This is a genomic window from Streptomyces sp. NPDC001108, from assembly GCF_053598535.1.
In genome coordinates this window covers 200,530-223,051 of the sequence record NZ_JBSFKL010000012.1, presented here as the reverse complement: position 1 = coordinate 223,051, position 22,522 = coordinate 200,530, and the positions used below count along the sequence as shown (strand labels likewise).

23 protein-coding genes are annotated in these 22,522 nt (G+C 72.3%); 13 read left to right on the top strand and 10 right to left on the bottom strand.

The annotated features are described in order from the left end of the window. Positions 1–767, top strand: a 767-nt coding sequence (locus tag ACWC97_RS25585) for an HAD-IC family P-type ATPase (protein WP_450651779.1), incomplete at its 5' end; no start/stop codon positions are given. Positions 768–835: 68 nt separating this feature from the next. Here ACWC97_RS25585 and ACWC97_RS25580 read toward each other — a convergent pair. Both ACWC97_RS25580 and ACWC97_RS25575 read right to left on the bottom strand, forming a co-directional pair. Continuing rightward, positions 836–2,044 carry a sensor histidine kinase gene (locus ACWC97_RS25580; RefSeq protein ID WP_352280070.1) on the bottom strand — a complete coding sequence of 403 codons (1,209 nt, stop codon included), beginning with the start codon at positions 2,042–2,044 and terminating at the stop codon, positions 836–838. Continuing rightward, entirely contained in the window at positions 2,041–2,718 is a 678-nt protein-coding gene (locus ACWC97_RS25575; protein WP_352280069.1) for a response regulator transcription factor, read from the bottom strand. The genes ACWC97_RS25580 and ACWC97_RS25575 overlap by 4 nt, the downstream gene beginning before the upstream one ends. 195 nt (positions 2,719–2,913) lie before the next feature. Between ACWC97_RS25575 and ACWC97_RS25570 the strand changes: the two genes are divergently transcribed. The 4 genes from ACWC97_RS25570 (at position 2,914) to ACWC97_RS25555 (ending at position 6,846) form a co-directional block, all read left to right on the top strand. Continuing rightward, complete coding sequence (locus ACWC97_RS25570; RefSeq protein ID WP_352280068.1) at positions 2,914–3,555, top strand: M15 family metallopeptidase; 642 nt, start codon at positions 2,914–2,916, stop codon at positions 3,553–3,555. Between the two features lie 213 nt (positions 3,556–3,768). Beyond that, entirely contained in the window at positions 3,769–4,776 is a 1,008-nt protein-coding gene (locus ACWC97_RS25565) for an endonuclease/exonuclease/phosphatase family protein (protein ID WP_450651793.1), read from the top strand. A 28-nt stretch (positions 4,777–4,804) separates the two neighbouring features. Beyond that, positions 4,805–5,485 carry an HD domain-containing protein gene (locus ACWC97_RS25560; protein ID WP_450651776.1) on the top strand — a complete coding sequence of 227 codons (681 nt, stop codon included), beginning with the start codon at positions 4,805–4,807 and terminating at the stop codon, positions 5,483–5,485. A gap of 140 nt (positions 5,486–5,625) precedes the next feature. Continuing rightward, positions 5,626–6,846 carry a Cmx/CmrA family chloramphenicol efflux MFS transporter gene (locus ACWC97_RS25555; protein ID WP_450651775.1) on the top strand — a complete coding sequence of 407 codons (1,221 nt, stop codon included), beginning with the start codon at positions 5,626–5,628 and terminating at the stop codon, positions 6,844–6,846. An 86-nt stretch (positions 6,847–6,932) separates the two neighbouring features. Here the strand turns inward: ACWC97_RS25555 and ACWC97_RS25550 are convergent, their stop codons facing one another. Together ACWC97_RS25550 and ACWC97_RS25545 are read right to left on the bottom strand one after the other, a co-directional pair. After that, complete coding sequence (locus ACWC97_RS25550; RefSeq protein WP_352280065.1) at positions 6,933–7,208, bottom strand: DUF4031 domain-containing protein; 276 nt, start codon at positions 7,206–7,208, stop codon at positions 6,933–6,935. Next, positions 7,205–7,573, bottom strand: a complete 369-nt coding sequence (locus ACWC97_RS25545; RefSeq protein ID WP_352280064.1) for a hypothetical protein — start codon at positions 7,571–7,573, stop codon at positions 7,205–7,207. The genes ACWC97_RS25550 and ACWC97_RS25545 overlap by 4 nt, the downstream gene beginning before the upstream one ends. Before the next feature lie 209 nt (positions 7,574–7,782). Between ACWC97_RS25545 and ACWC97_RS25540 the strand changes: the two genes are divergently transcribed. The 3 genes from ACWC97_RS25540 (at position 7,783) to ACWC97_RS25530 (ending at position 11,522) form a co-directional block, all read left to right on the top strand. Continuing rightward, the gene (locus ACWC97_RS25540) at positions 7,783–8,700 is read left to right on the top strand and encodes a MurR/RpiR family transcriptional regulator (RefSeq protein ID WP_366298363.1); all 918 of its coding nucleotides are present in this window, start codon (positions 7,783–7,785) and stop codon (positions 8,698–8,700) included. Between the two features lie 150 nt (positions 8,701–8,850). Then, positions 8,851–9,810, top strand: coding sequence for an N-acetylmuramic acid 6-phosphate etherase (murQ, locus tag ACWC97_RS25535; RefSeq protein ID WP_352280062.1), 960 nt, complete (start codon positions 8,851–8,853; stop codon positions 9,808–9,810). 107 nt (positions 9,811–9,917) lie between these two features. After that, positions 9,918–11,522, top strand: coding sequence for a PTS transporter subunit EIIC (locus ACWC97_RS25530; protein WP_450651772.1), 1,605 nt, complete (start codon positions 9,918–9,920; stop codon positions 11,520–11,522). A 203-nt stretch (positions 11,523–11,725) separates the two neighbouring features. Here the strand turns inward: ACWC97_RS25530 and ACWC97_RS25525 are convergent, their stop codons facing one another. Beyond that, positions 11,726–11,959 carry a hypothetical protein gene (locus tag ACWC97_RS25525; protein WP_352280060.1) on the bottom strand — a complete coding sequence of 78 codons (234 nt, stop codon included), beginning with the start codon at positions 11,957–11,959 and terminating at the stop codon, positions 11,726–11,728. After that, the gene (locus ACWC97_RS25520) at positions 11,949–12,197 is read right to left on the bottom strand and encodes a hypothetical protein (protein WP_352280059.1); all 249 of its coding nucleotides are present in this window, start codon (positions 12,195–12,197) and stop codon (positions 11,949–11,951) included. The genes ACWC97_RS25525 and ACWC97_RS25520 overlap by 11 nt, the downstream gene beginning before the upstream one ends. A gap of 384 nt (positions 12,198–12,581) precedes the next feature. Between ACWC97_RS25520 and ACWC97_RS25515 the strand changes: the two genes are divergently transcribed. Beyond that, positions 12,582–14,207, top strand: a complete 1,626-nt coding sequence (locus tag ACWC97_RS25515; protein ID WP_450651770.1) for an adenosine deaminase family protein — start codon at positions 12,582–12,584, stop codon at positions 14,205–14,207. Positions 14,208–14,284: 77 nt separating this feature from the next. Here the strand turns inward: ACWC97_RS25515 and ACWC97_RS25510 are convergent, their stop codons facing one another. Next, a complete protein-coding gene (locus ACWC97_RS25510) occupies positions 14,285–14,914 on the bottom strand; it encodes a TetR/AcrR family transcriptional regulator (RefSeq protein ID WP_352280057.1) in 630 nt (209 codons plus the stop codon). 111 nt (positions 14,915–15,025) lie between these two features. On the opposite strand from ACWC97_RS25510, the gene ACWC97_RS25505 reads away from it, so the two are divergent. Both ACWC97_RS25505 and ACWC97_RS25500 read left to right on the top strand, forming a co-directional pair. Beyond that, positions 15,026–16,216 carry a cytochrome P450 gene (locus ACWC97_RS25505; RefSeq protein ID WP_352280056.1) on the top strand — a complete coding sequence of 397 codons (1,191 nt, stop codon included), beginning with the start codon at positions 15,026–15,028 and terminating at the stop codon, positions 16,214–16,216. Positions 16,217–16,221: 5 nt separating this feature from the next. Then, complete coding sequence (locus ACWC97_RS25500; RefSeq protein WP_352280055.1) at positions 16,222–16,440, top strand: ferredoxin; 219 nt, start codon at positions 16,222–16,224, stop codon at positions 16,438–16,440. Positions 16,441–16,811: 371 nt separating this feature from the next. On the opposite strand, the gene ACWC97_RS25495 is transcribed toward ACWC97_RS25500, so the two are convergent. The 3 genes from ACWC97_RS25495 to ACWC97_RS25485 form a co-directional block, all read right to left on the bottom strand. Then, a complete protein-coding gene (locus tag ACWC97_RS25495) occupies positions 16,812–19,007 on the bottom strand; it encodes an ABC transporter permease (RefSeq protein WP_450651767.1) in 2,196 nt (731 codons plus the stop codon). Between the two features lie 68 nt (positions 19,008–19,075). Then, a complete protein-coding gene (locus ACWC97_RS25490) occupies positions 19,076–19,765 on the bottom strand; it encodes an ABC transporter ATP-binding protein (protein WP_352280053.1) in 690 nt (229 codons plus the stop codon). 52 nt (positions 19,766–19,817) lie between these two features. Next, positions 19,818–20,240: a hypothetical protein gene (locus tag ACWC97_RS25485; RefSeq protein WP_352280052.1), complete on the bottom strand. Its 423-nt coding sequence runs from the start codon at positions 20,238–20,240 to the stop codon at positions 19,818–19,820. Between the two features lie 267 nt (positions 20,241–20,507). Here ACWC97_RS25485 and ACWC97_RS25480 point away from each other — a divergent pair, with 267 nt between their 5' ends. Further along, positions 20,508–20,993, top strand: a complete 486-nt coding sequence (locus tag ACWC97_RS25480; protein WP_450651764.1) for a MarR family winged helix-turn-helix transcriptional regulator — start codon at positions 20,508–20,510, stop codon at positions 20,991–20,993. 147 nt (positions 20,994–21,140) lie between these two features. Continuing rightward, the gene (locus tag ACWC97_RS25475; RefSeq protein WP_450651762.1) at positions 21,141–22,382 is read left to right on the top strand and encodes an esterase/lipase family protein; all 1,242 of its coding nucleotides are present in this window, start codon (positions 21,141–21,143) and stop codon (positions 22,380–22,382) included. Positions 22,383–22,522: the final 140 nt, after the last annotated feature.

The following is a 22,522-nucleotide window of genomic DNA, read 5'->3' as shown; positions in this document are numbered from 1 at the left end:
TCCCCACCCCCGAGGACTTCGCCAACGTCCCCGGACTCGGCGTCCAGGGCATCGTCGACGGCCACGCCGTCCTCGTCGGCCGCGAACAACTCCTCACCCAGTGGGAGATCCACCTCCCCGCGGAACTCGCCCGACTCAAGGCAGCCGCCGAGGCCGCCGGCCGGACCGCCATCACCGTCGCCTGGGACGGCGAGGCACGAGCCGTCCTGGAGGTCGCCGACAAGATCAAGGACACCAGCGCCGAGGCCATCGAGCGGCTGCGGGGCCTGGGGCTGACCCCGATCCTGCTGACCGGTGACAACCGGGCGGTGGCCGAGTCGGTCGCGGCCGAGGTCGGGATCGAGAAGGTGTACGCGGAGGTCATGCCGGAGGACAAGGTCGACGTCGTCAAGAAGCTCCAGGCCGAGGGGCGTTCGGTCGCCATGGTCGGGGACGGGGTCAACGACGCCGCCGCCCTCGCCCAGGCCGATCTGGGCCTCGCGATGGGGACGGGTACGGACGCCGCGATCGAGGCGGGCGACCTGACGCTGGTCCGCGGTGACCTGCGGTCCGCCGCCGACGCCATCCGGCTGTCGCGCCGGACGCTCGGCACCATCCGCACCAACCTGTTCTGGGCCTTCGCCTACAACGTGGCCGCGCTGCCGCTCGCGGCGGCCGGGCTGCTCAACCCGATGATCGCGGGCGCCGCGATGGCGTTCTCCTCGGTCTTCGTGGTCGGCAACTCGCTGCGGCTGCGGGGGTTCAAGGCGGCGGCCGGGAGGAGCTGACGGCCTCGGCGCACGTCGGCGGGACGGCACCCCTCAGGGCGCCGTCCCGCCGACGTGCGCCGCACCCCTCAGGGCCCGTCCGGCCGAGCGCGACCGGACGGGCCCTCGTCGTCGGGCGGCGGACCCGGCAGCGACACCCGGACGGTGAGCCCTCCCCCGGGGTTGGGGGTCAGCGCCAGGTCCGCGTGGTGGGCGCGGACGATGCTGGCGACGATCGCCAGCCCGAGGCCGTGACCGCGCCGCCCCGGGTCCGGCCCGACCACCCGCCCGCCGCCCCGCAGGAACGGTTCGGTGAGCCGGTCGACCGTCCCGGCCACCAGCGGTCCGGCGTTGGCGACGGTCAGGAGGGCGTGGCCGGGACGCGCCGGGTCGGGGCCGGTGGTCAGGGTGAGCGTTCCGTCCGTGGGCAGGTTGTGCCGTACGGCGTTGTGGAGCAGGTTCACGACGAGCTGACGCAGCAGGACGTCGTTGCCGGTGGCCGGGGCCGGGCGGATGTCGGTGGTCACGGTGACGCCCCGCGCCCCCGCCTCCTCGCGGACGGCGTCGACGGCTCCCCGGGCGGTGTCGGCGAGGTCGAGGCGCCGGGTGGCGGGCGGGGTGTGGTCGAGCGCGGAGAGTTCCAGCAGGGCGTCGGTGATCTCGATGCCGCGCCGGTTGGTCTCGCTGAGCCGGGAGACGAGCTGCCGGTAGTCCTGGCCGTCGGGGTCGGCCGCGGCCACGTCGAGCATGGTGCGGCTGACGGCGAGCGGGGTGCGCAGCTCGTGCGAGGCGTTGGCGGCGAAACGCTGCTGGGCCTCGAAGGACCTCTGGAGGCGGGCGAGCATGTCGTCGAAGGTGTCGGAGAGTTCGGTGAACTCGTCGCGCGGGCCGGTGAGTCCGATGCGGTGGTCCAGGGAGCCGTCGGCGGCCCGCCCGGCCGCTCGGGTGATCTCCTGGAGGGGGCGCAGGACGCGGCCCGCGATGATCCACCCGCCGCCGAGCCCGAGCAGCGCCAGGAGCAGCAGGGTGACGCCGGCGGCCACGAACAGGGCCTGAAGGATGTCCGGCCGGGCGGCCAGGGCCGCGGCCTGCGGGTTCACCGCGGTCAGCGGGTAGTTGGGCAGGAAGCGCATGGCCAGGTAGACCACGATCAGGCTGAGTGCCCCCGAGCCGAGGACGAACAGCGCGTAGGTCAGGGTGAGTTTCATCCGGGCGGTCAGCCGCCGCGGCCGCGCGGTCCGCGACGCGCCCCGCTCCGTCTCCCCGGATTCCTGGCCGGGTGCCGTGCGGCGGTTCACCCGGCGGACCCGGTCGGCCCGTCGATGCGGTAGCCGACGCCCGGCACGGTCTGGATGGCGGAGGGTTCGCCGAGCCGTTTGCGGAGGGTGGAGATGGTGATGCGGACGGCGTTGGTGAACGGGTCGGCGTTCTCGTCCCAGGCCCGCTCCAGCAGCGTCTCCGCGCTGACGACGCCGCCGCGCGCGGCCATCAGGACCTCCAGGACGGCGAACTGCTTCCGGGTGAGCGCCACGTACCGGCCGTCGCGGAAGACCTCGCGCCGGAACGGGTCCAGCCGGATTCCGGCGCACTCGATGACCGGGGGCGTACTGTCCTTGGGCCGGCGGGCCAGTGAGCGCAGCCGTACGACCAGCTCCTTCAGGTCGAAGGGCTTCGTCAGGTAGTCGTCGGCACCGATCTCGAAACCGGTGACCTTCTGGTCGAGGAGCCCCGCCGCGGTCAGCATGAGCACCCGGCAGCCCAGCCGCCGTTCCACGATGGCCCGGCACACGTCGTCGCCGTGCGTCCCCGGGACGTCGCGGTCGAGTACGACGACGTCGTACTCGTTCACTTCCAGGCGCTCCAGGGCGGCGTCGCCGTCCCCGGCGATGTCGGAGGCGATGGCTTCGAGCCTCAGACCCGCCTGCACCGCCTCGGCGAGATACAGCTCGTCCTCGACAATCAGCACCCGCATACGGCCTCTCCTGCTCTGCTTCGCACCCGGACCTCCCACATGAACCATGCCGGGCCCATCGAAAACGTAGCGCTCCGGACCTATCGAAAACGTATGGGGAAATCGAGACGGCCCCACAACACGGTCCGCTCTTCACTCGGTGCATCGGCCCGCGGCACCCGCCGCCCGCCCCGACCGAGATTTCCGGAGGCCACCATGCACGACGACCCGGCAGCGAGCCCTTCCGCCCCGGCGGCGCGCCGCTTCCCCGTCCGGACGGCGGCAGGGGTGTGCGCGGTCGGGGTGCTGGCGCTCGCGGCGGCATGCGGCACCGCGGCCCGGAGCGAACCGGCCGCCCGCGCCGCCGCGGCGGCGGACCGGGGGCCGAGCGGCCCGGCGACGGCAGGGGCCTCACCGCGGAGCACCGACGGCGGCGACACCCCCCGGGAACGTGACCTCACCCCCTTCGACACCCGGTCCCCGGCCATCGACCGGCTGGACGAGAACCTGCTGGAGGCCGTACGGAAGGCGGCCCGGGACGCCCGCGAGGACGGCATCGAATTCCGGGTCACCTCGGGATGGCGCAGCAGGGAGCACCAGCAGCGCCTGCTGGACGAGGCCATCCAGAGGTACGGGAGCGAGAAGAAGGCGCGGCAGTTCGTGAACACCCCGGAGAAGTCGACCCACGTGTCCGGGAAGGCCGTCGACATCGGCCCCACCGACGCCGACGACTGGCTCATCCGCAACGGCGCCGACTACGGCCTGTGCCAGGTCTACAACAACGAGATGTGGCATTTCGAGCTGCTGACCAGCCCTGGCGGCCGCTGCCCGACGCCGCGGACCGACGCCGCCGGCTGACCGGTGCGGCGTCGCTCCCTGCCCCCGGGCTTCCGATCATCCGCGCTTCCGCGCCTCCTAGCTTCCGAAGGACATGTCATGGCCGATCTGCGCGAGGACCCCTATCCGGATGTGTACATCGGAGGCGGATTCTCCGACCCCGCCGGCCTCTCCGGTGCCACCGACCTCTCCGGCCTCTCTGGTCCCACCGACCTCTCCGATCTCTCCGGGCCGATGGCCGACCCCGTGCACGCACCGGACCTGCACGCCCCGGACCGGCCGGGGCCGGACCGGCCGGAGCGGCTCCCGCGCCGGTACGGCCCGGTGTTCCGTACGGGCCGGACCACGAGCGCCGTCGCGGCGGGGGCGGCGCTCCTGATGGTCGGCCACCCGCTCGTGCCCAACCGGCCGGGCAACCTCGGCAGCCTGCTCGAAACCCTGCTGCCCTGGACCGGCCTGGTCGTCCCGGCGCTGCTCCTGACCGCTCTCTTCCGCAGGTCGGTAACGGCCGTCGTCGCCGCGCTTCTGCTCGGGGCCGTGTGGGTCGGCGTGTTCGGACCCCTGCTCCTCGGCGGGGGGAGCGGGGGAAAACCGGACCTGACCGTGGTCACGCACAACGTCGGCGCCATCAATCCCGACCCCACCGCGACCGCCCGTGCGCTGCTGGCCGCCGACCCCGACCTGGTCGCCCTGGAGGAGATCACCGACGACGCGCTGCCCGCGTACCGCGAGGTACTGGACCGCCGGCTCCCGCACTCCGTACGCATCGGCACCGTCGCCCTGTGGAGCCGCTACCCCCTCGCCGAATCCCGCCGTATCACCATCGACCCCGGTTGGAGCCGCTCCCTGCGCGCCCGGGTCGAGGCGCCGAACGGCCCGCTCGCCGTCTACGTGGTCCACCTGCCCTCGGTACGCGTCGGCGCCGCCGGCTTCACGATCGGGCGGCGCGACGCGGCCCTCACCGCCCTCGACCGCACGCTCGACGACGAGCGGCAGAGGAAGGTCCTCCTGCTGGGCGACCTCAACGGCGCCACCACCGACCGCCGCCTCGCCCCGTTGATGTCCCGGCTGACCTCGGTCGAGGACGAGGCGGGCAGCGGTTTCGGCTTCAGCTGGCCCGCGGCCTTCCCGATCGCCCGGGTCGACCACATCCTCGTCCGGGACGTCACCCCCACCGACGCCTGGACCCTCCCCGCCACCGGCAGCGACCACCGTCCCGTCGCCGCCGCGCTCAGGACGTAGCGCGGGGCGAGCCCTTAGGGTCGGTGCCATGACCGACAGCTCCCGTGCGAACGGTGCCCCCGGCGCGGGGCGCGACGACTCCCTCCGTGAGCGCTGGCGGACGGCGCTCGTCGGTGCGCGGGGCGGCGCCCCCGGCCCCGACCCGGCCCCGTACGCCGACAACCTGCTGGCCCGCTGGGCCGAGCCACAGCGGAAGTACCACACCACCGCACACCTGGTCGCCGTGCTCGGCCACATCGACACACTCGTCCCGTACGCGGCCGACGTGGACGCGGTGCGCCTCGCCGCCTGGTTCCACGACGCGGTCTACCGGCCCGACCGGTCCGAGAACGAGGAGCGCAGCGCCGCGCTGGCCGAGCGCGCCCTCCCCGAGGCCGGAGTGCCGGACGGGGTCACGGCCGAGGTCGCCCGTCTCGTCCGGCTGACCGTCACCCACGACCCGGCGGACGGCGACGCGAACGGGGAGGTGCTCTGCGACTCGGACCTGGCGGTGCTCGCGGCGGGCCCGGAGGAGTACGCGGCGTACGCGGCCCGGGTGCGCGAGGAGTACGGCTTCGTGCCCGACGAGGCGTTCCGGGAGGGGCGGGCGGCGGTGCTCCGCCAACTGCTCGGGCTGCCAAGGCTGTTCCGTACGCCCTACGGGGCGGAGCACTGGGAGCCCCGGGCGCGGCGGAACCTGCTGACCGAGCTGGAGCTGCTGAACGGCTGAGCCCCTTCGCCCGCCTGCCGGCAACGGGGCCGGGCGACCGGAAGGTGACAACTACGTAAATCCGACAAGCGCCGGGAATCTGACGGCGCCGGACACGGTTGTCTGCTGGCATGCCCGACTCTGCCGCTCGACGCTCCCGCATGCCCCTGGCCGTCTACATCCTGGGACTCTCGGTCTTCGCCCTGGGGACCAGTGAGTTCATGCTCTCCGGTCTGCTGCCGCCCATCGCCGACGACATGAACGTGTCCATCCCGCGCGCCGGACTCCTCATATCCGCCTTCGCGATCGGCATGGTGATCGGTGCCCCGCTGCTCGCCGTCGCCACGCTCCGGCTGCCCCGCCGGACCACCCTGATCACCCTGATCACCGTCTTCGGGCTCGGCCAGGTGGCGGGCGCGCTGGCCCCGACGTACGAGGTGCTGTTCGCGTCCCGGGTGGTGAGCGCGTTCGCCTGCGCCGGGTTCTGGGCGGTGGGCGCGGCGGTCGCCATCGCGATGGTGCCGGTGAACGCGCGGGCCCGCGCGATGGCCGTGATGATCGGCGGTCTGTCGATCGCCAATGTGCTCGGTGTGCCGCTGGGCGCGTTCCTCGGGGAGAACCTCGGCTGGCGGTCGGCGTTCTGGGCGGTCGGCGCGGCCTCCGCGGTGGCACTGGTCGGGGTGGCGACGCTGATCCCGCGCATCCCGCTGCCGGAGCAGAAGCCCCGGCTGAAGCGGGAGATGGCCATCTACCGGGACCGGCAGGTGTGGCTGGCGATCGTGATCACGGCGCTCGCCGCAGGCGGTGTCTTCTGCGCGTTCAGCTATCTGGCCCCGCTGCTGACGGACGTCGCCGGGCTGGACTCGGGCTGGGTGCCGACCGTGCTCGCGCTCTTCGGGGTCGGCGCGCTGATCGGTACGACGATCGGCGGCCGGGTCGCGGACGCGCATCTCTTCGGGGTGCTGATGAGCGGGATCGCCGCCTCGACGGTCTTCCTGGTCGCGCTGGCGCTGTTCGCGTCGAGCCCGGTCGCGGCGGTCGTGCTCGCGTTCCTGCTGGGAGTCTCGGCGTTCTACACGGCCCCGGCGCTGAACGCCCGGATGTTCAACGTCGCGGGCGCCGCCCCGACGCTGGCGGGGGCGACGACGACCGCCGCCTTCAACCTGGGCAACACGGGCGGCCCCTGGCTGGGCGGTGCGGTGATCGACGCCGACTTCGGCTTCACGTCGACGGCGTGGGCGGGGGGCGCGATGACGGTGGTGGCGCTGGTGGCCGTGGTGATCGCGCTGCGGCTCCAGGGCGGCGGCCGCTCGCGCCGGGTGACGGGGGCTCCGGCCGCGGCGTCGGAGCCGGTGGAGGCGGCCGCGGAGGTACGCCCCTGATCCCGCACCCCTCGCACGCGCGCCGGTGCACGCCGCGTACATCACGTGCGCCGCGCACCGCGTACGCCGGTCCCCGGATTCCGCCGTCAGGCGCCGGGGGCCGGTCGTCGTTTGGGGCGGCGCAGCCCCGCCTCCGTGATCCGGCGGACCAGCTCCTTCGAGCCGATCTGCCGGGCCCCGGCCCGTACCGCGTCCTCGTAATGGGACTCCGGTACGTCGTAGTGGTCCCGGTCGAAGGCCCGGGGCGGGCAGCCGATGGACGCCGCGAAGGCGTGCAGCTCCTCGAAGGACACGTCGCTGACCAGATGCGACCAGAACCGGCCGTGCCCCGGCCACTGCGGCGGGTCGATGTACAGGGTCACCGGCGCGGTATCCCGGCCAGCGAACCGACCGGCGCCACCGCCACCGCGGCCTTGGCGCACACCCAGTGCGGGTCCGGTCCCAGCTCGGGTTCGACGTCGAGGGCGTGCGGGTCGCCCGCGTCGCAGACCGGGCAGAGCGGCCAGCGTCCGTACCGTTCGAGCAGGGCGTCCTGCACGTCCTGGGCGACCAGCCCGACCACGAACTCGACGCCCTCCGGCCACTGCTCGACCCACCAGCGGCGGTGCGTCACCGCGTCCTCGACCAGCGAGACGATCCCGGCCTCGGCGACGCCCCCGGCGGCGAGATCGGCCATGACCAGCGCACGGGCCGTGTGCAGGGCCTGTTCCAAGGGATTCATCTCCATGGCCCCATTGTCTCCCGGCCGTGCGGCCCGGCCCGCCGGGCACGAACCCGCGCGCGGCCGGGAACGCCCGGCACCCGCCCCTCAGGACCGCCGGACGGCCGGGAACGGTCCGCCCGAACGGCCGGAAGCAGACAGACCGGCGACCGGCCGAAGGAAGAGGGACCAAGGGAGGGGTTGACGGCCAACCGGGTTGAAAATATCTTTCAAATGTGACCCATGACCTGAAGGAAAGTTTCAGCGCCGAGTCCCCGCCCGCCCCGGCGGCCCTCGCGGCCAAGGTACGTACGCTCGCGCCGTCCATGACCCGTTCGATGCAGCGCGTCGCCGAGGCCGTAGCCGGGGATCCGGCCGGCTGCGCCGCCCTCACGGTCACCGGTCTCGCCGAGCTCACCGGCACCAGCGAGGCCACCGTGGTCCGCACCGCCCGTCTCCTCGGCTACCCCGGCTACCGCGACCTGCGCCTGGCCCTCGCCGGGCTCGCCGCGCACCAGCAGTCCGGCCGGGCCCCCTCCGTCACCGCCGACATAGCGGTCGACGACCCGATCGCGGACGTGGTCGCCAAGCTGGCCTACGACGAACAGCAGACCCTCGCCGACACGGCCGCCGGGCTCGACACGGTGCAGCTCGGCGCCGCCGTGGCCGCCGCCGCCACCGCCCGCCGCATCGACATCTACGGGGTCGGCGCCTCCTCGCTCGTCGGCCAGGACCTGGCGCAGAAGCTCGCCCGGATCGGCCTCATCGCGCACGCGCACACGGACCCGCACCTCGCGGTGACCAACGCCGTCCAGCTGCGCTCGGGCGACGTGGCGATAGCGATCACGCACTCCGGCTCCACGGGCGACGTGATCGAGCCGCTGCGGGTCGCCTTCGACCGGGGTGCGACGACCGTCGCGATCACCGGCCGCCCCGACGGCCCGGTCACGCAGTACGCCGACCACGTACTGACCACGTCCACCGCCCGGGAGAGCGAACTGCGCCCTGCGGCCATGTCGAGCCGCACGAGCCAGCTCCTCGTGGTCGACTGCCTGTTCATAGGTGTCGCGCAGCGCACCTACGAAACGGCCGCACCGGCCCTCGCCGCCTCCTACGAAGCACTCGCCCACCGCCACACCCCGCGCCCCCGCTGACCGGGCCCGCCCCGACGGACCGGGGCACCCGCAGAGCCGTACGGACCAGAACCGCACCCCGCGCTTCCGCCCCACGCACTCCCGAACCGCACGCAACCGAACCGCTCGCACCCGATCGAGACGAAGACCGAGAAAGCTGAGCCGCCCCCCATGACCTCCACCACTTCCCCCGACGCCGCCGGCGGATACGGCGAGCTGCGCGCCGAGCTGGCGACGCTCACCACCGAGGCGTTCCGGCCGGAGCTCGCCGAGATCGACCGCCTCGGCACGCTCGACATCGCCCGCATCATGAACGGCGAGGACCAGTCCGTACCGACCGCCGTCGCCGCCCGGCTCCCCGAGATAGCCGCCGCCATCGACGGCACCGCGGCGCGCATGGCCCGCGGCGGCCGGCTGATCTACGCGGGCGCGGGTACCGCCGGCCGGCTCGGCGTGCTCGACGCCAGCGAATGCCCGCCCACCTTCAACACCGACCCGTCCGAGGTCATCGGGCTGATCGCGGGCGGCCCCGGCGCCATGGTCAAGGCCGTCGAGGGCGCCGAGGACAGCAAGGAGCTGGCCGCCGCCGACCTCGACGCGCTGCACCTCACCGCCGACGACACCGTGGTCGGCATCTCCGCCTCCGGCCGCACGCCGTATGCGATCGGCGCCGTCGAGCACGCCCGCGCCAGGGGCGCCCTGACGATCGGTCTGTCCTGCAACGCGGACTCCGCGCTGGGCGCCGCGGCGGAGCACGGCATCGAGGTCGTCGTGGGCCCGGAGCTGCTCACCGGCTCCACCCGGCTCAAGGCGGGCACGGCCCAGAAGCTCGTCCTCAACATGATCTCGACGATCACGATGATCCGGCTCGGCAAGACGTACGGGAACCTGATGGTCGACGTCCGCGCCTCCAACGAGAAGCTGCGCGCCCGCTCCCGCCGGATCGTCTCGCTCGCCACCGGGGCCTCCGACGCCGAGATCGAGGCCGCCCTGGCCGCGACCGACGGCGAGGTGAAGAACGCCATCCTCACCATCCTCGGTCAGGTCGACGGGGAGACCGCCGCCACGCTGCTGGCCGCGTCCGACGGCCACCTCCGCGCCGCCCTCGCCGCCACGACCGACACCGACTGACCCGACCGCCCCACCCGCACCACTTCCCCCCTCGTGTCACCCGCCCCCCTCCGCATCACCCGCACTGCCCGCACCACCCGCACCCCCCACAGCAAGGCCCCCGCACCATGGCACCAGAAGACAAGAACCGCGCCACCGCCGCCGCGATCCTCCCGCTCGTCGGCGGCGCCGCGAACGTCGACTCCGTCGCCCACTGCATGACCCGGCTCCGGCTGGGTCTGCACGACCGCTCGCTCGTCGACGACGAAGCCCTGAAGGCGGTCCCCGCCGTCATGGGCGTGGTCGAGGACGACACGTACCAGATCGTCCTCGGCCCGGGGACCGTCGCCCGAGTCACCCCGGAGTTCGAACGGCTCATCGAGGAGGCTCGGGCGACGGAGCCCGGCGCACACCCCACTCCGGAAGGCGCCCCCGGAGCCACCGCCGGAACCACCGACCCCGCGTCGGCCCCCTCCGGACCCGACGCCTCCGCGGCCGGGCTGGCCGCGCAGGGAGCCGCGATGAAGGCGGCGCGGAAGGCGAAGAACGCCACCCCGTTCAAGCTGTTCCTGCGCCGGATCGCCAACATCTTCGTCCCGCTGATCCCCGCGCTCATCGGCTGCGGCATCATCGCCGGCCTCAACGGACTGCTGGTGAACCTGGGCCGGCTGCCCTCCGTCACCCCCGCGCTGGCCGCGATGGCCTCCGGCTTCATGGCGCTGATCGCCGTGTTCGTCGGCTTCAACACGGCGAAGGAGTTCGGCGGAACGCCGATCCTGGGCGGCGCGGTCGCCGCGATCATCGTCTTCCCCGGCGTCGCGAACATCGAGGCGTTCGGCCAGAAGCTCTCCCCGGGACAGGGCGGTGTGCTGGGCGCGCTCGGCGCGGCGGTGCTCGCGGTGTACGTGGAGAAGTGGTGCCGCCGCTGGGTCCCGGAGGCGCTGGACGTCCTGGTCACCCCGACCCTGACGGTCCTGGTCTCCGGCCTGGTGACGATCTTCGGCCTGATGTACCTGGCCGGTGAGGTCTCCACCGCCATCGGCACCTTCGCCGACTGGCTGCTCTCCCACGGCGGCGCGGGCGCGGGGTTCGTCCTCGGCGGCCTCTTCCTGCCCCTGGTGATGCTGGGCCTGCACCAGGCGCTGATCCCGATCCACACCACCCTCATCGAGCAGCAGGGCTACACCGTGCTGCTCCCGATCCTCGCGATGGCGGGCGCCGGCCAGGTCGGCGCGGCCGTCGCGGTCTACTTCCGCCTTCCCCGCAACGGGTCGATCCGCCGCACCATCAAGTCCGCACTGCCGGCCGGTCTGCTCGGCGTCGGTGAACCGCTGATCTACGGCGTCAGCCTCCCGCTCGGCCGTCCGTTCGTCACGGCATGCGTGGGCGGCGCGTTCGGCGGCGGCTTCGTCGGTCTGTTCAACCAGCTCGGCGACAAGGTCGGTTCCACGGCCATCGGCCCGTCCGGCTGGGCGCTCTTCCCGCTCCTCGACGGCAACCACGGCCTGGGCACCACCGCCGCGATCTACGCGGGCGGCCTGCTGGCCGGCTACCTCACCGGCTTCCTCGCGACGTACTTCTTCGGCTTCGGCAAGGACCTGCTGGCGGAGTTCGACGTCGCACAGGAACCGGCCCCCGCCCCGTCCCCGTCCCCGAACCCGGCCACGGGGACGAGCACAGACCCCCGGGGCAACGGCCCCGACTCCCCGACGAAGGAACCCGCCGGAGTCTGACCCACCACCGACCCCACGAAGCACCGGCCCCATTAGCCACCGGGCCACCGGGCCCCACGACTACGGGCGGCCGGGCGGGTGGGCGGCCGGGCGGGCGGGGAGCGTCGACGGGAACGGCGTAACGGCGCTGGTCCGTCTCGTCACCGCTCCCGTTCCCGTCGACGCCCCACGCCCGCGTGGTCAACGCGGCAAACCCGGCACCCTCACGGCAGCCTCCCCTCCCGGTTGACCTCCCGGACCCTGGCCCGCAGGACCTCCCGCAACGGCGCCGGGCGCACCGAATCCGGCGGGCACTCCCACTCCGGCCCGCCGCCGGGCGCCCGCAACTGCACGTACGGACCGATCGTCCCCATCACGCGCCCCACCCGGCCGTCCCGGATGTCCACCGCGAACGACCCCGGCTCGGGCGCCCCCGGCTCGCGGTCCTCACTCCGCATGACCGGCCGACCTCTGCGCCTCCAGCACCGTGCTCAGCCGCAGCGCCGTATCGAGGTTGCACCGCCCCAGGTCCACCAGCGGCGCCGACGAGTCGTCCGCCGCACACGACACCGGGTCGATCCGCAGCGACGGCAGAGTGATCCCGACGTTCGAGAACCCCTCCTTCAACCGCGTCACCGCGTCCTCCGCAGCCCGCACTCTGCCCTCCGCCGCCCCGCGCCGTTCCTTGATCGTCATGAGCCATTCCTTTCCACGCTGAGTAACGAAAATGCACACCCAGCGTGTCCAACGCGCCGCACGCCCGGAAGAGGCGCAGAACCCGCAACCGCACATCTGTCACAGGGAGTTGTCATGCTGCGCCCAAGCGATTCACTCCTCCGGAGTGCGGCGCACCAACGAACGCGGACGCACCGCCCAACACTCCCCGTAGCCCCCGAACCTCCACAGAGCCCCCACCACCACCCTCTTCCCACACCACTCCCGCCCTCTCATTGAGCGGCGTCACCATCGCCTGCCCGGAGAACGGGGAACAAAGACCGAAATCCCTCGATTGAGTGGAGGTTTCAGGCCATACATGTGGTTTGGACGATGAATACCCTCTCCGGACGCAATCATGCGGCGGTGATCTCAACATTCCGGACGGCCCACCGTCCCCGTCCCCGCCCCGCGTCGCTGCGCACGGCCGGACTCGGCGCACTCGCCGTACTGACCCTGCTCCCGGCGATCCCGGCGGCGGCCGCCGCCCCCGCACAGGCCCCGGCCGCCCACTCCGCCGCCCGCCTCCTGCCCCGTGCCGTCACCCCCGCCGAGGCCAGGACCTCCGCGCACCTCGCGTCGCTGCGGAACAACCCGGCGCGGCTGAAGACCTTCTTCAAGGCCCTGCCCAAGGGCGGCGACCTGCACAACCACCTCTCGGGTGCGGTCACCACCGAATACCTGATCAAGCTCGCGGCCGAGGACGGGCTCTGCATCGACGCGACGATGACGGCCGTGGCGCCGCCGTGCGGTCCGGGCACCCGCCCCGCGGCCGACGCGCAGCGCGACGCCGCGTTCCGCCGGCAGATCGTCCGGGCCTGGTCGATGCAGGACTTCCCGCCCAACGAGCTCGGGCACGACCACTTCTTCGACACGTTCGGCAAGTTCTCCATGGCCACCTGGTACACCAGGGGGAAGATGCTCGCCAACGTGGCCAACACCGTGGCCGAGCAGAACCAGTTCTACCTGGAAACCCTGGTCACCCCCGCTTCGGACAGCAGCAAGGCGCTCGCCGACAAGGTCGGTTACGACTCCGACCTCGCCGCCCTGCACCGCAAGCTGCTGGCCGGCGGACAGCTCGACCGGGTGGTGGACGAGGCGGTCAAGGAGGCCGACGACACCGACGTGCAGTTCCGGGCGACCGCGCACTGCGACACCGCGCGCCCCGACCCGGGCTGCCGGCTCCCGGTCCGCTGGATCTCCCAGGTGTCCCGGGGCAGCTCCCCGGTCCGGGTGTTCACGCAGATGGCGGTCGGCATGCGGCTGGCCGAGCGCGACCCGAGGTTCGTCGCGGTCAACCTCGTACAGCCCGAGGACGGCGCCACCGCGCTGGCCGACTACAGCCTCCAGATGCGGATGCTGAAGTACCTGCGCGGCCAGTACCCGGGCTCCCACCTCACCCTGCACGCCGGTGAGCTGGCACCCGGCCTGGTCAAGCCCAAGGACCTGACCTTCCACATCCGCGAGGCCGTACTCGTCGCGGGCACCGAGCGCGTCGGACACGGCGTCGACCTGGTCCACGAGGACGACTGGCGGCAGCTGGCCCGGACGATGGCCCGGCGCGACGTGGCCGTGGAGGTGCCGTTCTCCAGCAACAAGCAGATCCTCGGCATCGCCGGCGACGACCACCCGTTCAACGCGTACCGCCGCTACGGCGTCCCGATCGTGCTGGCCACCGACGACCCGGGCGTCTCCCGGATCGACATCAGCCACGAGTTCCAGTACGCCTCCAGCACCTACGACCTCGGCTACGTCGAGCTGAAGGACCTGGCCCGCGCCTCGCTGGAGTACGCCTTCCGCGAGGGCCGCAGCCTGTGGGCCCGGAACACCGCCCCGTCCGCCTACCGCCCGGTCGCCGCCTGTCTGGCCGACCGGCTGGGCAGCGACCGCCCGAGCCCGCGCTGCGCCCGCTACCTCGCCGCCAACCCGAAGGCGGCGACCGAGTGGCGCCAGGAGGCGGCCTTCGCCGTCTTCGAGCGCAACAACGCCTGACCGGCGGCCGCTCGTTCCCTCCGGGCCCGGGACTTTCCGTTCCGGGCCCGGTCACGTCGCATCCACCCGGTGCGCCGTTACGGAGTCGGCGCCCCCGGCGCCTCCTCCGCCCCCTCCGCCTCACCTGGTGGCGCCGCCCAGAGGTGGCCGAGCGTGCCGAGCACCAGACGGCAGACCTCGTCCGGCTCCGCACCGGCCAGCGGCTCGCGCGCGACCACCGTCCGCATCAGACCGATGCCCAGCAGCCAGGCCATCGCGAGATCCGCCCGCAGCACCGCGTCGGGGGCATCGGAGAGCCCGGCCAGCGCCTTCTGGTACTCCTCCCCCAGCTCCCGCAGCGTCCCGGCCGACTCACCACCGCGCCCCGTCGAACGCAGATAGACCTCCAGGGAGCGGTCCTCCGTCCCCTCCGCGCTGCGGGTCAGCATCGATCGCAGAGCGGCCTCGAACAGTTCCTCCGGCGGCGTCGCCCGCACCTGTTCCAGACCGCCCTGCGCCATGACCTCCGTGAGCAAACCTCGTTTCGAGCCGAAATAGCGGAACAACAATGCCTGGTTGGCCCCGGCCCGTGCCGCGATGCTCCGGACCGTCGCCCCCTCGTAGCCCCGCTCCGCGAACAGGTCACGGGCCGCCTCCAACAGCCGCCGACGAGTGGCCGCCGCGTCCCTGCGGCGCTCTTCGGGCGGCGGAACGGAACCGGGTTCCATGGCGCTCTCCTCTCGAACGGCCCGTCAGGATAACGGCCGTAAAGCATCGTTGACCGCCGGAGACAGAGGCTCCTACCGTTGTAAGCAGCTGCTTACATCCGGGAGGACGCAGTGACCACCGCTGACATCTCACCCCTCGCCTATCCCTTCAACACCCCCGACGGGCTCCAGCTCGCCGACGCCTACGAACGCGTACGCGAACAGCCCGGCCTGTTAAGGGTCCAGATGCCCTACGGCGAGCCGGCCTGGCTCGTCACCCGCTACGCCGACGCCCGACTGGTCCTGGGCGACCAGCGCTTCAGCCGGGCCGCTGCCGCCTCGCACGACGAGCCCCGGCAGTCCGAAGGAAAACGGGACGGCGGCATCCTCGGCATGGACCCGCCCGACCACACCCGGCTGCGCTCCCTCGTCGCCAAGGCGTTCACCGTCCGCCAGGTCGAGAAGCTGCGCCCCCAGGTCCGCGAGCTGACCGGGGAACTCCTGGACGCGATGGAGGCGACCGGGGCCCCCGCCGACCTGGTCGATCTCTTCGCCCTGCCGCTACCGGTCGCCGTGATCTGCCGCATGCTGGGCGTGCCCACCGAGGACCGGCCACTCTTCCGCAAGTGGAGCGACGACGCACTGTCGACCAGCTCCCTGACGGCCGAGGAGTTCGAGGCGAGCCGCGAGGAACTGCGGGCCTACATGGCCGGGTTGATCGAGCAGCACCGCCAAGCCCCGCAGGACGACCTGATGACGGCGCTCATCGAGGCCCGCGACGGCGGCGACCGGCTCTCCGAACTCGAACTCGTCGATCTGTGCGTGGGCATCCTGGTCGCCGGGCACGAGACCACCGCGTCCCAGATCCCCAACTTCGTCCTCACCCTCCTGGACCACCCCGACCAGCTCGCCCGCCTCAGGGCCGAGCCCTCGCTCGTCCCGAACGCGGTGGAGGAACTGCTCCGCTTCGTCCCCCTGGGCAGCGGAGCCGGGCAGGCCCGGTACGCCACCGAGGACATCGAGGTCGGCGGCACGCTCGTCCGCGCGGGCAGCCCGGTCCTGGTCGCCGTCGGCGCCGCCAACCGCGACGCCCTCCGGTTCTCCGCCCCGGGCGTCCTCGACATCGCCCGCGAGGGCAACCAGCACCTCGGGTTCGGCCACGGAGTCCACCACTGCCTGGGCGCCCCACTGGCCCGGCTGGAGCTCCAGGAGGCGCTGTCCGCCCTCATCACCCGCTTCCCCGGACTGCGCCTGGCGGCCGACGTCACCTGGAAGTCCGAGATGCTGGTGCGCGGCCCACGCGTCATGCCGGTGGAATGGTGACCGCCATGACCTGGAACGTACGCGTCGACCCCCAGCTCTGCCAGGGCTCCGGCATGTGCGCCGGCACGGTCCCCGAGGTGTTCGAACTCGACGGCGAGCGCGCCCGCGCACGGACCGACGAGATCGAGCCGGACGAACGGGTGCTGGACGCCTCCGACATCTGCCCCGCCCTGGCCATCACGGTGCACGACGGAACCACCGTCATCGGCCCCCACCGCGACTAGGGCGTGTTTTGAAAGTAGCGTCGTCTGCCCGGAGGGCAGGCCCGGGGGTGTCCGGTGCGTGCGATCGCAAGGCGGAGGGTCGCCCCGATACTGGACGTATCGGGGTGATCCCGACAACGCGGCGAGCGTGCGTGCCGGGCGCCTCCGGGCAGACGGGACTTTCGAAACACGCCCTAGAACACCCCACCCGCACCAGGCCGGATCGGGGATCAGGGTCCGCCACGCGAGCCGCGAGCCCGCCCCGGTCCGTCCCGACCCGGTCCGAACCATCCCGCCCAGGCCCCTCCCGATCCGATCCGATCCGATCGGGGCAGCCCGCCTTGGCCGACCCGGTGTGCCGGAGCCCACCCCCCTCCGGCACACCGGGCCCGTCAGTCCCGCCCGATCAGCTCGGGGTCCACCCGTCTTCCGACCAGCGGCAGAGCGCCGATCGCGGCGACCACCACAACGCCGGCGGCCGAGAACAGCAACAGCGGGACCCCCGCCCCGTCCCAGAACACCGCACCGCCCCCGGTGATCAGGTAACCGGACTCGGTGAGCTTCCCCGCCACCAATGCGAGCAGCAGCCCCACCGCCAACGGCGAAACCACCTGGACGCACTGCACCACACGCAGCGTCCGGGGCCGCGCCCCAAGCAGGGACAACGCCGTGACCTGCGCTCTTCGTTCCACGGCCCGATCGGTCACCGACACCAGGTAGGCCGCGACACCGATCACCAGCCCCAGCACCATCCCTGCCCCCAACAGCGCCTTGACGACAGCGATCTGTTGCATCCCCTCGACGTTCGTCCCCACCAGGTCGACGGCGGCGGTCGGCGCGAGGGCACCGATCCCGTCCAGCACACCCCGCACGACCGCTGGATCCGGCCCGCTCGTCAGGAGGAGTGTGGCGTTGCCCGGCCGGGCCTTCTTCGGCACCATCGAAGGCGGGACCAGGATGTCCGAGTCCACCGCTGACAAGTCATGTGCGCGGAAGCGGACCTCCCTCTGCGGGACCGTCACCTCCACGGTCGTGCGGCGGGATCCCTGCCAGAACCGGAAGGGGAACACCTCACCGATCCGCTCCGGGCCGGAGGGCACCCGCTCGTCGGTGAGCCGCATGACCTTCCCGTCCACGCACCCGGTGGTGGCGGTCACCATTCTGGCCAGCTGCGCGCACGTCGCCACCGTGGCTGAGATCTCCGGGGGCGGCTCGTCCAGGTTCCCGTCAAACCAGGACCGCTGCTCGGTGACGCTCCCCTTCACCCCCGGCAGCAGCGTCAGCGCCGTCACGTCGGCCGCGCCGATGCCGTCGAGTGGGATGCGGTAGTCCTGCTGGACGGTGTTCGGGCGGGACACCTGGTCCAACTCGACCAGCACACCCTGCGCCAGGGACGCGGCGAAAACCAGCAGCACCAGGCCCGACGCGACCCTGAGCGCGCTGCCCGGCTCGACCTCGTTCCGCCGCATGGCCAGCCCGAGCGGCAGGGACGACGTGGCCCCCGCCACCCGCCGCGACAGTCGGTGACTGAGCACCGGCAGGGTGAGCACCAGGCCGATGCCGACCATCACCACCGCGGTGGGCATCAGCAGCGAGGACAGCGCGGTGTCGCGCGGTGGCCGGTCCAGCACGCCGAGCACGCAGTAGCCGACGACGATCCCCATGCCCGCAACCAGCAGCAACACGCCCCAGGCACGGGGCGTTCCGGCCACCCCGCTCCGCCGCACGGCCAGGGGGTTCGCCGCCGCCTTCGCGGCCCCGGCCCTCGCCGCGAACCAGGCCAGCACCGGAGCCCCGACCAGGCACACGGCCACCGTGGTCACCGTGAGATCACCGTCGCCCACGTACCACTTCAGGCCGGGCAGCCCGATACGGGCGGTGATCTGGTTGACCAGCCAGTACTCGGCAAGCCCGAGAACCGCGCCGAACAGTGCGGCGACGACCGTTTCTGCGGCGTTGACCCGCCCAACGCCCTTGACGCTCAGCCCGAGCAGTCTCAGCGCCGCGAGCCGGCGGAGTCGGGTGGCCGCGGAGAGCCTGGCGCACACCGAGAGGAAGACGGCCAGAGGCAGGAGCACCACGCCCGCCAGCGTGAACCGGAGGATGTCGAGTGTGGACGGCTCCACGGCCGGGCTGGGCGCCCACCGCACCCCGAACCCCGCCACCGGCGAGCCGCCGTGGAGCTGATCGGGGCGCATGCCGATGTACGCGTAGAGCTCATCGGGGTGGGCCAGTCCGGCAGGGCCGATCAGGCCACGCTCCCGGCCCGGCAGCAGCTTTCCCACCCCGGGCTCCGCACCCAGGAGATCATGGAGCCGGGGCGACACGAACACCTCGCCCGGATTCGGCAGCCCGGGAATCCCCGGCGGCGGGTCGGGCACCTTCTCGCCCCGGGCGACGAACACCCGGCCCAATGGCCGTGAACCATAGGCATCGGCAGTGGCCAGCAGACGGGTGGCACCGGCCGCTGAGGAGTGCGGGCCTCGCGGCTCCCGCGCCGCGACCCGGCCGTCCCGTGCGTCGAGAACGGCGGGAATGGTGAGGACCGCGGCAAGACAGCACACGCCGATCGAGCCACCCACCACCATCAGCAGGAACCGAACCCGATTTTCGCGCTCGGACCCGAGCAACAGCCTGAACCCCAGCAGGATTTCCCTCACACCGGCATCTGCGCGCCGAGCACACCGTCCGTCATCACGTACCGGCTGTCGGCCCGGCCCGCCACCGCCGGATCATGGGTGACAAGCACCACCGCCGTCCCCTGCGACCGGGCGAGTGTCAGAAACTCGTCCAGCACCGCCGCCGCGTTGACACTGTCCAGCGACCCGGTCGGCTCATCGGCGAAGACGACGGCCGGGCGATGGACCAATGCTCTCGCCACTGCCACCCGTTGGCTCTGTCCACCGGACACCTCTGAGGGCCTGCGCTGCCTCAGGTCGCCCAGCCCCAGCCTCCCGAGCACCTCACCGGCCGCCGCATGCGCCCGCACCTTGCGCTGCCCCGCGAGACGCAGGGGAAGCGCGGTGTTCTCCTCGATGGTCAGCTCCGGCAACAATTCGCCGTACTGGAAGACGAACCCGAAGCGGTCCCGCCGGAGCGCGCTCAGTTCCGCGTCCCCGAACTCGCCCAGCGACCGTCCCTCGAAACGCACGACTCCCCGACCGACCGGCAGAACCCCCGCGAGGCAGTACAACAAGGACGACTTCCCCGAGCCACTCTGCCCGGTGACGGCCACGACCTCCCCCCGTCCGACAGAGAGCCAAGCATCCCTGACCGCGACCGTGCTCCCGTACGAGAGCTCAACACCCCTGGCCGACAGGACCTCGACCTCACTTACCTGGCCCACGGGAACCTCCTCGAAGAGCGGCCCGGGCGCTACCGCCCGGGCCGGGCGGTAGCTACTTGTTCTTGTAGTGCATGGTGCGCGAGCAGTTGTCCGGGCGCAGGGATCCACGGTCACGACAAGCGCGGATGTGGGCCGTACTGGTGTACCGAGCCGCCCCGTCGTAGACCGTCTTGTGGAGGTGGACCGTCTTCTTCTGCTGCCCGTTGAAGCGGTTCCAGCTGTACCCCTCGACTCGCACCTGGACGTACACGTTGTTGCCGTCACCCGGAGACACATCCGCGAGGTCGCCCTGCCATTCGAACCCTCCGTGATTCCGCCCCGCAGGATTGAACCGGTACTGCCCCTTGGAAAGCTTCACTCCCCCGCTCTCCAGGTCAGGGACCCGCTGCCATCCGGCAGCCATGGCGACCCCGGCCCCACCGAAGAACAATCCGGCGGCGAGCACCGCGCTTGCCGCCGCTTTCGACTTCCTCATCCCACGCCTCCCATCGACCGACCCACCACCAGGCGGACGCGGGTGATTACACACTGTAGCCAGCCACCACCTGCAGAGCCATTACGCTCAGTAACGTTCACCGCATCGAGTGATTCGCGAGACACGAGAGCGCGGGCACAGAACCGCGAGCCGCCTCGGCGCCCACCGAACTCCCTTGACCCCAAGCGCGGTTGAGCTTCTACGGTCGGTCCCACTGGCCACATCGACCAGGTCACACCGACCCGAGCAACGGTGGAGGAAGCAGTCATGGACTACTCGCACAACGACGCCGATCTGATCAAGCAGCCGATCGGCTACTGGAGTTGGGCCGCCTACAACGCCGTCGTCTCCCGGACCCGGGCCGCGCTCGAAGGGATCGGCACCAGCCAGCCGCAGTGGTGGGTTCTCGCACAGGTCGCACAGGCCGCACGGACCGCACAGGCCGGGCACGCCGAGGGCGGCAGGGATCGGGGCGAGGTGTCCCGGCTCCTGCGGAACTACCTCGACACCGGCCCGGAGGCCATGGAGGCGGAGATCGACCGGACCATTTCCCAGGGCTGGATCACCGAGGACGCCGAAGGGCGCCTCGTCATCACGGCCGAGGGCCGGGCGTTCCACGAGAAGGCCGCCGCCCTCCAGGCGGAGCTGTGGGCGGAGCGGCACGCCGGTATCTCCGACGAGGAGTACCTGACCACGCTCAAGGTGCTCCAGCGGTTCATCCACAACACGGGCGGGACCGCCTGGCACCACTGAGGCGGGTGGCGGGCGGGGCAGTGGGATGTGTCCGAAAGTGGCTCCCACCTGGGGGTGGTTTGGCCGGGCATCTCCCGCTGGACGGCTTCGGCACGTGCTCCCCTGGGCGCGCATCGTTATCAACCGTCCCAAAGGGGAACGCCACCCATGCCCGAGCCGTCCCGCGAGCAGATCGTCTCCGCGCTCCACGAAAGGCCCGCCATCGCGCTGGCGCCCGGTACCCGGCTGGACGCCGAGCGGCCCGGCTCGCTTCCGGTGTCGCCCAGCGCCGTATGGGATCTGCCGGGCGGCACCGCCTGGGTGTACCGGGGCGAGGGGAACCCCGGTCTCGTACGGCCCGTGATCCTGGCCGACGGTTTCGGGACGGGCCCCAGCGAGCTGGAGTCCTCCTGGCAGATCCTGGAGTTCGGCGACTTTCCCCTCATCAGCGAGCTGCGCCGCCGTGGCCGTGACGTCATCCTGCTCGGCCACCACGACCGCGGGGCGTCGATTCTGGACAACTCACGCACCGCACGCGCCGCGATCACCCGTGCCCTGATGGAACGGCAGGGCGGCACCCCGCTGGTCGTCGGCGGGTTCAGCACGGGCGGGCTGGTCACCCGTCACGCGCTGGCCCGGATGGAGTTCGAGGGCCTCGACCACGGTACGGAGCTGTACTTCTCGTACGACAGCCCGCACCGGGGCGCCTGGATCCCGGTCGCGCTCCAGGCGTTCGCGCACTACGTCAGGGATCTCGACGGCCGGTTCTCCGACCAGATCAACAGCCCGGCCACCCGGGAACTGCTGTGGCGGCACATCGGTACGTGGAACGGCACCCCGGACCGGGACGGGGCGCGCGCCGCGTTCCTCGCCGAGATGGCGGCCGTCGGTGAGTGGCCGCGCCGTCCCCGGCTGATCGGGGTCGCCAACGGCACGGCCGACGGGGTCGGCACCGACGTACGGGCGGGTGAACTGGCCCTGGAGGGCACGGGCGGATCGGTCGTCGGCACCCGTCTCCACACCCAGGCGCCCGGCCCCGACGAATCCGTGGCGAAGCTCCGGGTGGTGGCCCCGAAGACCCACGAGGTACGGACCACGGGGCTCCCCTCGATCGACGGCGCCCCCGGCGGCTCGCTGGAGGGCTTCGGCATCCTCGCCGACGGGCTCAACGCCCTGCACCCCGATCTCGGTCTCACGACCGCCGTGCGCATCCGGTCGCACTGCTTCGTGCCGTCCGTCAGCGCGGTGGACATCGGCGAGCTGGACACGGACGACGAGTTGTACAAGGACATCTCCGCGCTTCCGGCCGGGACCGGCGGGCTGGACGCCTACCGGCTCGCCTCCCGGAACGAACCGCACGCGCTCGTCACCGGAGAGCTCTGCACCTGGCTCCTCAGCCACCTTCCGTAGCGAAAGCCACCTTCCGCAGCGAGGCCCCCTCCCGCAGCGAAGCCGCCCTCCGTATCGAAGAAAGCCGGCTTCCACGGGGAAAGCCGGCTTCCCGACGGAGCGCGGAACGGCGTTGGCCCCCGGGACCAGAAGGTCCCGGG